At 45.6% G+C, this 13,085-nt stretch carries 10 protein-coding genes; 5 read left to right on the forward strand and 5 right to left on the reverse strand.

All coding sequences use genetic code 11. The annotated features are described in order from the left end of the window. The first annotated feature begins 141 nt into the window (after positions 1-141). Positions 142-1,701 carry a carboxylesterase/lipase family protein gene (locus ACYX4J_RS15155; protein ID WP_444905982.1) on the forward strand — a complete coding sequence of 520 codons (1,560 nt, stop codon included), beginning with the start codon at positions 142-144 and terminating at the stop codon, positions 1,699-1,701. 10 nt (positions 1,702-1,711) lie between these two features. After that, positions 1,712-2,260 carry a histidine phosphatase family protein gene (locus ACYX4J_RS15160; RefSeq protein WP_444905983.1) on the forward strand — a complete coding sequence of 183 codons (549 nt, stop codon included), beginning with the start codon at positions 1,712-1,714 and terminating at the stop codon, positions 2,258-2,260. A gap of 42 nt (positions 2,261-2,302) precedes the next feature. Here ACYX4J_RS15160 and pepN read toward each other — a convergent pair whose 3' ends face one another. Next, positions 2,303-4,954, reverse strand: coding sequence for an aminopeptidase N (gene pepN / locus ACYX4J_RS15165; RefSeq protein WP_476176955.1), 2,652 nt, complete (start codon positions 4,952-4,954; stop codon positions 2,303-2,305). Positions 4,955-5,450: 496 nt separating this feature from the next. Between pepN and ACYX4J_RS15170 the strand changes: the two genes are divergently transcribed. The 3 genes from ACYX4J_RS15170 to ACYX4J_RS15180 all read left to right on the forward strand — a co-directional run bounded on the left by ACYX4J_RS15170 (position 5,451) and on the right by ACYX4J_RS15180 (position 9,154). Further along, complete coding sequence (locus ACYX4J_RS15170; RefSeq protein ID WP_476176956.1) at positions 5,451-8,441, forward strand: intermembrane phospholipid transport protein YdbH family protein; 2,991 nt, start codon at positions 5,451-5,453, stop codon at positions 8,439-8,441. Between the two features lie 181 nt (positions 8,442-8,622). Beyond that, positions 8,623-8,817 (forward strand): YnbE family lipoprotein, encoded by a 195-nt coding sequence (locus ACYX4J_RS15175; protein WP_282931815.1) that lies wholly within the window; start codon positions 8,623-8,625, stop codon positions 8,815-8,817. Between the two features lie 10 nt (positions 8,818-8,827). Continuing rightward, positions 8,828-9,154, forward strand: coding sequence for a YdbL family probable chaperone protein (locus tag ACYX4J_RS15180; protein ID WP_282931814.1), 327 nt, complete (start codon positions 8,828-8,830; stop codon positions 9,152-9,154). 92 nt (positions 9,155-9,246) lie between these two features. Here ACYX4J_RS15180 and rpoS read toward each other — a convergent pair whose 3' ends face one another. The 4 genes from rpoS to ACYX4J_RS15200 all read right to left on the reverse strand — a co-directional run bounded on the left by rpoS (position 9,247) and on the right by ACYX4J_RS15200 (position 13,079). Next, a complete protein-coding gene (gene rpoS, locus ACYX4J_RS15185) occupies positions 9,247-10,293 on the reverse strand; it encodes an RNA polymerase sigma factor RpoS (protein ID WP_413664895.1) in 1,047 nt (348 codons plus the stop codon). Between the two features lie 199 nt (positions 10,294-10,492). Beyond that, the gene (locus tag ACYX4J_RS15190) at positions 10,493-11,254 is read right to left on the reverse strand and encodes a peptidoglycan DD-metalloendopeptidase family protein (protein ID WP_476176957.1); all 762 of its coding nucleotides are present in this window, start codon (positions 11,252-11,254) and stop codon (positions 10,493-10,495) included. A 194-nt stretch (positions 11,255-11,448) separates the two neighbouring features. Next, complete coding sequence (locus ACYX4J_RS15195) at positions 11,449-12,411, reverse strand: DUF368 domain-containing protein (RefSeq protein WP_476176958.1); 963 nt, start codon at positions 12,409-12,411, stop codon at positions 11,449-11,451. Continuing rightward, on the reverse strand, positions 12,408-13,079 hold the full coding sequence (locus ACYX4J_RS15200; RefSeq protein WP_282931810.1) for a protein-L-isoaspartate(D-aspartate) O-methyltransferase: 672 nt from the start codon (positions 13,077-13,079) through the stop codon (positions 12,408-12,410). The genes ACYX4J_RS15195 and ACYX4J_RS15200 overlap by 4 nt, the downstream gene beginning before the upstream one ends. Positions 13,080-13,085 lie beyond the last annotated feature (6 nt).

A 13,085-nucleotide genomic window follows, 5' to 3' on the forward strand; every position in this document is an offset into this window, starting at 1 on the left:
TAAAAAAACAATTACGCCAGTACGTTTTTACGCGCACTACTTTTGTATGGACGTAATTCAAAACGTTTTCAAGGAGGAGTTAGGCAGCGGCAGGAGAAAAACAGTTTTCGTGCTAACTTCAGCAAGATTAGGAAGTTACAAATGACTACAGACCCGGAAATTGGCAGGCACTTAAACAAAAAACCTACACCCGTTGTTGATACGCCTGCCGGGCCAATCATCGGAACCACAGATGAAGAAACTGGCGTATATAAATTCTTGGGTATTCCCTACGCTCTCCCTCCTGTAGGGAATTTACGTTGGCTACCACCGCAAGAGTTGGACCCCTGGAAAAATCCTTTCCAAGCGCATAGCTTTGGTTCACCAGCAGCGCAAAACTCATCCGCCCTAATGGAAGTTCGAGATCAAAACGGGAATCTTCCTGAAAGGGAGGAATGCCTCTATTTGAATGTATTTTCTCCCGCAATGTCGCAAGGAAAAAAGCTGCCAGTAATGTTTTGGGTTCATGGCGGCTCTTTTTACATGGGATCAGGATGCCAAGAAATTTACAATGGTAAATACTTAGCAGCTAGCGGTCGGACAATTGTTGTCACTATAAACTACCGTTTAGGCGCACTGGGATTTCTACGTCTAAAGGATATTAGTGATATACCATCAACCGGCAATGAAGGGCTTTTAGATCAAATAGCCGCCCTACAATGGGTTCAAAAAAATATCTCAGCATTTGGCGGAGATCCAAACAATATCACTCTTTTCGGTGAATCAGCTGGGGCAATGAGTATTGCCTCCTTACTTGAAACTCCACAATGTAAAGGTCTTATACGCCGTGCAATTGTCCAGAGTGGGCACCCAAGAGCCTCCCACTCCCTGCAAAGCGCTAACCATGTTGGTAAGACTTTCATTCAACAATATGAAAAAATCTCTGGTGGCATCTCACTACAAAATTGTCCAACCAAACTTCTTCTGAAAACCCAAAAAGCAATACTATCTGACACGTCGATGACAGCAAAATGGGGGCAACTGCCATTTAAACCTGTCGCAGACAGGGAACTTTTTTCCCCTGAAAAGAAGCTCTCCCCGACACACCAAACATCCCTTTTGTTAGGGAACAATTTGGAGGAATGGAATCTCTTTAGCGCGATAAACCCTGAAAGCTTTAACATGGACTACCGGCAAATATGCACTCATCTGGAATGGCTTATCTCAGAATCCGAGCTAAAGCCCCTACTCAGACATTACTATCAACTAGCAAAAAAAATGACAGACAACCCCTGGCCAGAGTGGAGCCGAGCCTGGAACCTTTTGCTCACTGATATGGTATTCACCTTGCCTGGGCTGAGACACCTACAAAGTCATCAGGGGGAAAACTATCACTATCACTTTGCACAACCTCTCGCAGCACAGCCATTGCTAGGGGCTTGTCACGCCGTTGAGCTTGGCTATGTATTTGGAACCCATAGCGATCACTCCTTGAAAACACTATATGGTGCTGAAGAAAACCCCCATTTATTAAGTGCCTCAATGCAACAAGCTTGGCTGAATTTTGCTGAAACAGGGAACCCCGGCAATGATTGGCCAGAGTTTTCAGGAAAACACAGTAAGCGATTTGGCAATCATCCCTCAGCCAGAGCGTTTAACTCACCAGAGCTTCTCAGTTTATGGCAACATATACCCGACGATAGTTTGAATGGTTATCTTTAGGTTGGCATAGATGGCAAGAATTTTTTTAATCAGGCATGGAGAAGCAGCGAAAGGGGAGCACATCCCCGACCCAATACTCACAGACGAAGGTTACAAGCAGGCAGAAGAGCTAGCCCTAAAACTTTCCTCTCTTGAGAAAGTTCAATTAATCAGCAGCCCCAAACTCCGTGCACAGCAAACAGCAAAGCCTTTGGCCGAAGTTTGGGATATAGAGGTTGTAATTGAAAATGCAGTGACGGAAATACCTACACCAGAAGAAATACCCAAAGCTCAACGCCTAACCTGGTTACGAACATTACTTACTGGAGAGTGGGACCCCTGCGACAGAGAACAAAAAGACTGGCGCGAGGGAATAATCCGGTATTTGGAAAGTCTTTCAGAGGACACCTTTATCTTCTGCCATTTTATGGTCATCAATTCAGTTGTTGCACATATCCGAAACCACCAAAAAGTACAACAGTTTAGGCCCGATTACACTTCAATCACTGAGCTAAAAAATGATGGGAACAAGCTACATTTAGTTCAGCTAGGCGAAGAAAAAGTTAACAAAATCCTATAAAAAAATGGGGTATGTGCAGCATACCCCAAGCAGGTATTTATTTTAAATCAAGCTTTTGCTGACCACCTCAAACAAATCCTTAGATAGGTCTCCCGAATCAGCAACCCTTTGCAGGGCAACTTTCATCTTCTCACCCAGGCTACCAGAGTATTTTTTCCAACGTGTGATCGGTATAACCAGCCTTGCTGAAATTTGTGGATTTAGCTTGTCCAAGGCCAGAACCTGATCGGCAACAAACTCAAACCCGCTACCATCGCTCTTATGGAATTGCTTAAAATTACGATTAGCAAAACCACCTATTACAGACCTTACTTTATTGGGGTTTTTCATTTCAAAAGCAGGGTGATCCATAAGTGCACGAATATTTTCCAATGTACCGCGCTTGGGACTACAACTCTGCTGGCTCAGCCATAGTTCTACGACTTGAGTATCGGTTTTCCAGCGCTCATAAAATTGCTCAATCAACCCCCTGGCTCGGTCTTCCGGTGCATGATTAATAATAACAGCGAGAGCCGCCGCACTATCTGTCATATTACTAGCGCTCTCAAACTGAACCTGGGCTATATTTAAGACCTCCTCAGTTTCTGTTATGCACATATAGGATAAACAGGTATTTTTGAGTCGTCTTTGCGCAACATCTAACGCATTCGGGCTATAGGGCTTTGTCGTATTCAATTCTAGATAGCGCTTGCGAAATTCATCAAATAATTCACCTGCAATTACCTTCCTTACAAAATCCCTCGCAACAATTATTGCTTCCGCATCAATAAATGATGACTCTTCAGCGATAAACTGCTCACTGGGCAACTGCAAGATCTCTGCAACCAGCGCTAGATCGAGATCAACATCCTGTAAAACCTCTTTATAAGCACTGATTAAACTTGATTGTACCTGTAGTTCCTCACCTTTACGAAAAGCCACCTGAAGATCACACAAAGCACTTAATGCTAGGCGCTGACTTGCATCCCAGCGGTTAAACGTGTCCTTATCCTTCCTCATTAAAAATTGAAGCTGCTCATTACTATAGTTATACCTTATTTTTACTGGAGCAGAGAAGCCCCGCAGCAATGAGGGTAAAGGCTTCTCCGTAAGTCCGGAAAACTCAAAAGATTGCTCATCTTCTGTTAACTGTAAAACAGTTTCAGTATCACCCTGCTCATTGAGTACAAGCTCTGCGCCATCAGCCCCCAGCAATCCAATTCTTATTGGTAAGTGGAAAGGTAACTTCTCTTCCTGACCCGGCGATGAAGGGCAAGACTGGCGAATAGCTAGCCTATAAGTGCCATCAGTTTCATTAAAGCTATCTGTCACATCAAGTATCGGCGTGCCTGCTTGGCTATACCAGTTGCGGAATTGCTTCAGTTCAACCTTGTTAGCATCTTCCATCGCCTTGACGAAATCTTCACAGGTTACCGCGCAGCCATCGTGCCGCTGAAAGTACAAGTCACTTCCTTTGCGGAATCCTTCTGCACCTAAGAGTGTATGAATCATCCGTACAACTTCCGCACCCTTTTCATAAATTGTCAGAGTGTAAAAGTTTGAAATTTCTATATAAGAATCTGGCCTGATAGGATGGGCCATAGGGCCGGCATCTTCAGCAAACTGGGTAGTACGCAAAAGGGATACATCTTCAATACGCTTAACCGCTCGGGAATTAAGGTCAGCGGAGAACTCTGCATCACGAAATACGGTAAAACCTTCCTTCAGACTCAACTGAAACCAATCCCGGCAGGTGACCCGATTACCGGACCAATTGTGAAAGTACTCATGCCCTACAATAGACTCGATCCGCTGAAAAGCTGAGTCCGTCGCTGTTTCTGGGCTAGCGAGCACGCAGGCCGAATTGAAAATATTCAATCCTTTGTTTTCCATAGCCCCCATATTGAAATGATCAACAGCAACAACCATAAAGATATCTAGGTCATATTCCCTTCCGTAAGTTTCCTCATCCCAACGCATCGCATTTTTAAGGGATCGCATAGCATGATCACACTTCCCAATATTTTTCGCTTCCGTAAAGATCTGCAACTTAACCTTTCTACCAGAGGCTGTTGTGAAGCTATCTTCCACATGCTCCAAATCCCCGGCTACCAACGCAAATAAGTAAGCCGGCTTGGCAAATGGATCTTCCCAAGTTACAAACTGACGACCATCTTCATATCTACCTTTCTCAATTTCATTGCCGTTGGAAAGTAGTACCGGGTGGTCCATCGGCGCGATGATGGTGGTGGTAAATTTGGACATAACATCCGGCCGATCAGGATAGAAAGTAATTTTTCTAAATCCTTCAGCTTCACATTGAGTGCAATACATACCATTAGAGAGATATAATCCCTCTAAAGATGTGTTTTCCTCCGGATTTATCCGATTGCGGATTTCCAGCAGAAATTCTGGTTTCTCTACAGGGATAGACAGGCCCTCAGGTAGAACCTGATAATCAGATGTAGATAACAAAACTCCATCCAAAGAAACCGAAAGTAATTCCAGCTCAACACCATCCAGCACTAAAGGCGGCAGCCCTGCGTCCGCTTGCGGATTTCTGCGAATATTCAAACGAGATTTGACCAAAGTTGCCTTGGGTTCCAGCTCAAAATGTAAATCAGTAGCATCCACCAGGTAATCTGGTACTTGATAGTCTTTCAGGTAAATGGTCTTTGGCTGGCTATCATTCATTATTGAAACACCTTCAGTCATTCTATGCCCTTCCGGGGCAGTATGAATTCGATTAATTGGACCAACAATATCGTTACCCGGGCTAATACTATTTATCACCCAAGTTAAAAACCGGACTATAGCTTCCCAGCGCGATTGGTGCCACGCATAGATAAGTTAGATTAATACTTGCCCTTGCAGCCTTGCCCACCGGCACTCTTGGCACATCTGCCCCCACAGACGTGGCGGCAACAGCGGCGGAGAAGCTAAAAACTATCAGTACAACCATTCATATAGATAAAAACTATTAATTAATGGTCGATTATCTATCTACATAAAGCACTTATTGTCTGCCCCACCCCTTAGCACAGTAGATACTCATCAACATGGCGAGAAATTGCAGCAAGTATAATTATCCAATCTGGTAAACTCCCCATAAGGTAGAAGTAAGGGATTAAAGTATTCCTACTCCGCCCTTTTGTAACGAATAATAGATTTAAGTTTGAACTAATCTCTTGCGAGAACTCCGAGGTTCAGTGTGCGTAAACTCCGTATATCCATCATAACCCTATCTTGTTTTTTAGCTGCGCTCATAGCAGCTAGCTGGTGGAAAAAGGATATCGTTGCTTCTCAGCTAATCAATATTTTCTCAGGAGAGGTAGTTATTCAGGAGCTGACAGGACTACGACTGGGTTTTAAAGAAGTTTCGATCCAGGAAGTTCGCCTAAAGTCCAGTGTAAATAGCATTATCCTCCTTGAGGGAGTAAAAATTGTCTATCCTTTCCATATTATTTATGACCGAGATAACACTCAAAAAATTGAACTATCAATAGAGAAGCTAACCAGGAGCATGGAAGCTGAAGATATCGTTACCAAAGCCCATATCAACGAGCAGCTCCCGGAAAATAATGTCAAGACAAGTAATACATTATCGTTAAGTGCCCTAAGCCAAAGTCTAACCCGCTTTTTGCCAGGCAAGATATCCGTTAAGCAAATAGTACTCGATGGCCAATTGATTGGCGGCCCACTAAATATAGTTCGCGACAACACAAAAATTCATGCCGAAACTCCCCTTAAACACCCCCAGTTTGGCGAGATTAATTTATATTTTGAGGCTTTTTTAGGTTTGTCAGAAATCAAACTAAAACCCAGAATACTAACTAACAACTCAAAGATTCTGTCTGAATCTGATATAACTATTGCTAAACTAGAAACTGACACATGGGTTTTAAACAGTGAACTTGTATCAGAGCTGGAATCTATAGCCCCACTGATAGAGATATTTGAACCTAAAGCTAGCTCTACAACTAAGCCGACAGTATCAGGCAAAATTATAGCTACCACCGCGATTAGCTTGCCAGACAATCTGCTATCCATTTCAAGCTACCGAGAAATTGACATTCAACTTAATGGCAATAACCTAAAGGCCACAATCCCATACGCTCAACTAAACTCCAATATAAAAGCCCAATTATCTATAAGCAATCCAATAAAAATAACACTTGAATCACTATTTCCATTTAAACCTCGACATATCAAGGGGAGTGGCGAGCTTGATATAGCTTTAGGTACTGATAAAAACACCAATACCCCGCTATTAAGTGCGGACTTTAGCTCGAGCACATCGACGACATCTCCCGAATTAGATATCGAAGGTACTTTTCATCTAACAAGTGCAAATACTATAGTTAATTCCCCCCTATATCTCAGGCACTTGCCAGTACTACCTATAGATAGTGTTAATGGAGATGTGGCATTTAAGGGTAAACTTCAACTAAGTTCGCTTAACAATATTAACTCTCCAGAAGTAAATAGCTTTCAATTAGAATTAATACCAAACCAAACTATTCAATTGGATATTTCAGCTCCCACATCAGGGAAAAACTCGCCTTTAATTACTACCGGATTACATCAAAGCAAGATTCAGGCAAGCATTAAAGATCTTATCTCCATTACAGGTGACCTGACCAATCCCAACAAAAGAGATATTGAGGTCGAACAAGGATCTCTAACTGCAACAATACAAGGCTCCAATGGGGACTCGACAGTACAGTTAACCGCTAGCGGCATACAATGTCACTTCTCTGATATCAGTGCCTGTAACTTTGAGCTGAAGACAAAGGTACCCCAACTTTATGAGCGGGCCAGAGAATTAGCAGTTACCAATCTGAGCTCAACGGCCAAGGCAAAGATTGAAAGCAATCTTAAAGGTCAAAAATTCACGCTAGAGAGCATTAAAGTATCTGGAGAAAAAATGGCAACCAAAACATTGGCGGCTGACAGAGTAAACTTAGATATACCAACAGTACACTGCGAAGTAACAGAACCTACAATCTGCACTCTCCCAGAAATAAGCAGTCAGTTTGGAATTATCAACACCGAGCAATTTTCCCTTTCTGGAGACCTCAATTTTCTTGATAGTATCGTTACCATCAAAAATGGTGCTGCAGCGCTGGACAGTGAATTTAATAGTAACAATTTAGAGATTGAGACATCGGAAAAGTACAAGGTTAACTCTTCAACCAAAGGCAAGCTATCCCTGCAACACAATAAGCTAACAAGTCATAGTCAAATTAAAGCAGGTGCAATTAAAATTGATTTAAGCGGCTCTTACGACTTATCAAAATCCTCAGGTGGAGTTGAATTTTCCGTTCCTGAAGTTACCTTTAGTACGGATCGCTCTCTAAACGATACGATCCAGGGGCTTCCCCTCAATATCGTCTCGGGCAGACTTTCTGCCGGTGGTTCTGTGTCTTTGCCCCCCCGGTCCAAAGATAGTATCCATGTTTCATTGGACGATATTGCAGCAACCTATAAGGATAGTTTTGCCACCGGAATCAGTGGAGATCTAAAAGTAGAAAACGAAGATGGGCACTGGATCACACCTACACCATACTCACTATCGATAGAATCTATTAACGCGGGTTTACCAGTAAAAAATATCCAGTTATCACTGCAACTGGATAAACAGAAAGATATTACATTGCATAATTTTTCTGCTGACTTTTTGCAAGGCAAGGTTACTTCATCAGCCCTTATTTGGAATCTCGCTGAAGAGACTCGAAAAAGCATTGTACATGCACAAGGTATTTCTCTAGAGGCTTTAGCACAGGAGACGGACTCAGAGAACTTTGAGGCCAGCGGGCTAATTAATTTAGAAATCCCCATTGTAACGGGGCCTGAGGGTATCACTGTGGAAGCCGGTCACCTTCAGGGTGAAGCTCCAGGCGGACGCTTGCGCTACTACGGAGCCTTTTCTCCGCAGATGCTGGCAAGCAACCCTCAACTCAAGTTGATAGCCAATGCATTGGAAGATTATGAGTTTCAAACACTGGAAGGCAGCATAGACTATCCAGCCAGCGGAGATCTCCAACTACAGCTAAAGCTGGTTGGGCGAAGTGAGGCTATCGATTCTGATCGAGACCTGGTGATCAACCTGAACCTTGAAAACAATATCCCAGACATGTTGCGCTCATTGCAAGCCAGTCGTGATTTGACTGAAACCCTAGAAAAGCAGCTGGACCAATAGGTCAGGAGTGAAGTAGCCTTTATTGGTATGTACAAGCCTGCTTGGTTCATCACCGGTTAAGGTTGACTCAATAAAATACTTGGGTCTGCCGGCATCCAACTCACCTGCTGAACCAGGCAGGTAACACGGGCTAGGTACAAAAAGTAAAAGGGTACCAAAGAGGTACTGTGAGGAGTGTCAGATGAAAGCCAGCCGACTGATTCCTATGGGGCTGCTATACGCTATGGTTGCTACAGGGTGTACACCCACTGTAGCGGTAAAGGCTCCCAGTGAGCCAATTACAGTAAACCTGAATGTGAAAATTGAGCACGAAATTCGGGTCAAGGTCGACAAGGACCTGGACAACCTGTTTGAAGACAAGGAAGGGATTTTCTAAGGAGGCAAATATGAAGACATTAATGAAAGCCTTTTTGGCACTGAGCTTATTAATCGCCCTGCCTGCAATGGCAATTTCCCTAAATGAAGCCAAAAGTAAGGGCCTGGTTGGTGAAGCCAATAGCGGATACATCGCTATCGTAGATGCCAGCTCACCAGAACTGGAAAAACTGGTCAAAGAAGTGAATGCCAAGCGAAAAGCTGCTTACGCTCGAATCGCTGAGCGCAATAAAATTGATATAGCCCAGGTGGCAACACGCGCCGCTGAAAAGTTGGAAGCCCGCTTGTCACCCGGAGAATACTACCAGGACAACCTGGGACGCTGGGTAAGGAAGTAACTCATAGCCCGAAGACTTCAGCTCAGCAAGAAGAGATGATAAAAAACCCCACAGCCAGAAACTGGCAGTGGGGTATTATCAAGGAGTAGAGGCTACAAATTGCCAAATAGTGAATGCCCGTCGAGCCCCTGCTTCTCCATAACCTCTCTTAAACGTTTCAGTGCATCCACCTGTATCTGCCTGACCCGCTCCCTGGTGAGACCGATTTCACGCCCTACTTCTTCCAGGGTGCTCGCTTCAAAACCGCGCAAACCAAACCGCCTAGAGACCACTTCACACTGTTTGTCAGGTAACTCTCCCAACCAGCGGTTGATGCTGTCAAAAAGGTCCCTGTCCTGTAAAAGCTCTGCTGGGTCAGATTCCTGCTGATCGGGGATGGTATCTACCAAGGTCTTCTCAGAAGAGGGCCCAATGGGAGTATCTACAGAAGTAACCCGCTCATTGAGCCCCAGCATACGCTCGACATCTTCGACTGGCTTCTCAAGGAGGGTCGCAATTTCTTCTGCGGATGGCTCGTGATCCAGCTTTTGCGCCAACTCTCGAGATGCACGCAAGTACACGTTTAACTCTTTCACGACATGGATGGGCAGGCGTATGGTCCGGGTCTGATTCATTATGGCCCGTTCTATCGTCTGACGTATCCACCAGGTGGCGTAAGTGGAAAAGCGAAAACCTCTCTCTGGATCAAACTTCTCAACTGCTCGAATCAGGCCCAGATTGCCTTCCTCAATAAGGTCCAGCAGTGCCAAACCTCGGCTAACGTAGCGGCGAGCAATCTTTACAACAAGGCGAAGATTGCTCTCGATCATTCGTTTTCTTGCCGCAGCATCTCCACGCAAAGCCTTGCGCGCGTAATACACCTCTTCTTCTGCGGTCAATAGGGGGGAGAATCCAATTTCATTGAGATAGAGTTGAGTAGCGTCGAGATTTTTCTGCAAATGGCCATCGCCATCCAATCTACAAACTCTACTTTTCTCTGCCTGGGAGGGTGCGGAACTCTTTTTAGCCGCAGATTTCCGCGTGCGACTAACACCTGCTTCAGTTGAACCTAATTTCTGCTCATCATTTTCAACGTCTAACTCAGGAGGAAAGTCTTCTGCCTGGCCAGCCATAGACTGGTCTTGCCGTTGTGCTTCCATTTCCCCTGCTCCTTGTACTTTGCCAATTTCAGCCGCACAACACACTCGGACATTGATAACACAACTATCAATGCCGCAGGTATGTGGCGACAGCCACTGAATCGGCTGACCCTGGGATGGCCACGATTACAGTGACTACCTCAAGTGGTACTAGTTAAAAGTCCATTTTTATTTGCAGAGCTTTACTGCGGCCGTGAACTTACGGTAAGTAGGCAAGAGGGTCTACTGGCTGACCGTTTTTGCGAATCTCAAAGTGGAGCTTGTTGCGGTCGGTACCACTCGAACCCAGTTCCGCTATCCTTTGCCCCGCCTTTACCCTGCTGCCCTCCTTTACGAGCAACCGGTGATTGTGTGCATAGGCACTGAGGTAAACCTCGTTGTGCTTGACGATCAGCAGCTTTCCATAACCTCTCAAGGCGCTTCCTGCGTAGATCACGGTGCCATCAGCCGCTGCCAGTACAGACTCACCCTTTTCACCCGCGATATCAACTCCCTTACGCAATGGGTCCCCAAAGCGGAAGTGACTAATCACTTTCCCCTTGGCGGGCCAGCGCCAGTTGACCGATCCGCTCCGGCGAGATGCTGTTGATTGGCGCTTTGGGCTTGGTGTTAAAGATTTTTTAGCAGTGGTCGTTTGTGTTGTTTTCGGTTTAGCTTTTGCGACTGGCGCTTTTTGCTTCTTTTGCGTGCCGGCAGTGCTCTTGGTTGGCACTGAACCCGTCAGCCTGATTCTCTGCCCAGGATATATTTGATAAGGGGAGCGGATACCATTTATCGCCGCCAATTGGCGAAAATCCTTGCCGTAACGCCAGGCTATCGAATAAAGGGTATCCCCTTTACCTACCGTGTGGTGGGTAATTTTGATACTCGGGGGCTGGCGTAGGGAGCTTGAGGGAGCCTTATGGCTGGAACAGGAGGAAACGGCCTGCAGCAGAACCAGCAAGCCTAATATTTTAAACACCCCCCACAAACAATGACCGATTTTAGGGAGCTTGTTCCGCCAACATCGGCGCTCAAAAGGTTGCAAAAGATGACATTCCATTATTCTCTTTTTACATCAGACCACGGCATTTATGGAAAAAGTGTCTAAAGAAAAGCTCCAAAAATCTCTGGAAAAGTTTGATAAAACGCTGCCATACCGAGATTTTCCAGATCTTATTGCGGAGTGGCGCAAGACTTCTCTCTGTGCACCTTGCCAAAGAAGTCTACAGCGAGAACCAAGAGCGCTGCCACTAGAGCCGCAACAATTGCGCCCCCCAAATGAGCACTGTCGCCGGTTTGCTCGACATAAGTTAGCGGAGAAGTGTTGGATAGCAAAGGGGCCAATTTGCTTGATGCTTCGATTTCCCCGGACATTGGCAGTTTCCAGGGCCAAATAATCTTCAAACTACCCAACAAAACCCCGGCAAGAAATGCCAGTGTCCTGGCTACATATTTGTGCATCAGCCAAGACAACAAGCGACTGAAGAGCATCAGCCCTATTGCCGCCCCTGCCGCAAAGCACAATAGGTTTGAAATTTGGAGTTCATGAACTGCAGCTAAAACCTTGGGGTATATCCCGATTAATAACAGCAGGAAAGCGCCGGAAATTCCCGGCAGTGCCATCGCACATATTGCCAAAGCACCTGATAAAAACAGCGTAAGTGGAGTTGCCGGTATCTCCGAAGGCCGCATCTCGCTCACTGTTACTGCAAGCGCAATACCCAGTGCAAGAAAAACCAAAACAGATGGCGACCACCCGGGGATATTTCTCACAATGGGAACAATTGAGGCGAGAACCAAACCGAAAAAGAAAGACCACACAACAATTGGATAATTTTGCAGTAAGCCACTAATCAGGTGGGCCAAGCTAAAAACGCTCAACAATACCCCAAGGAAAAGAGAGAGCAAAAAGCTCCCATTAATATAGCGCCAAGTGGATAGAAACCCCTCCTTCCGCCACACTGTAATACAATGCGGGCCTATTCGACTGAGGGAGTCCAAAAGCTCCTGGTAGATGCCGGTAATAAAGGCAATAGTTCCCCCGGAAACACCGGGCACCACATCGGCAGCCCCCATTGCCATTCCCCGCAGAAGAACTCCGGGGTAGCGACTTTTTAGAACCTCAGTAAATCTCATCGAACCACGCCACCGAGTAAAGGCACGAAACGTACCGCTTCCAACTTTTCCACATCAAACTTATTACTATCCTCACGACGAGTCACCATCGTCAGGTATTGCTGCTCAGCCCCCACCGGAATTACCAAAACTCCATTGGGAGCCAGCTGTTCTCGCAGCTCATCAGGAATCATTGCAGGTGCTGCTGCAGCCAGGATAGCATCGTAAGGACCCTCTTCTTTCCAACCAAAGCCCCCACTGCTGAGCTTGTACTCTACATTGCTATAACCCAGCTCCCCCAACCGATGGCGAGCGGTTTCCAATAGAGGTTCGACACGCTCGACGGAATAAAGTTGTTCAACCAAACGAGCAAGAATGGCCGTTTGGTAGCCAGAGCCCGTACCCACTTCCAGAACTCGGTGTAGAGACTTGGCTCTACTCAGTAAGAGTTCAGTCATACGGGCGACAATGTATGGCTGGGAAATAGTTTGGCCATACCCTATGGGCAAAGCAGTATCTTCATAAGCCCGAATAGCCAGGGCCTCATCCAAAAAGAGATGTCGAGGTGTAGATGCCATTACATCCAGTACCTCCTCGTTGGATATCCCCTCTTCCCGCAATCGCTGGATCAAGCGATTACGGGTTCGCTGGGAAGTCATCCCCAGACCTTCTTGTCTCAAGCGATCCATATTCTT

It is taken from the genome of Microbulbifer sp. ABM4_008 (assembly GCF_056311705.1).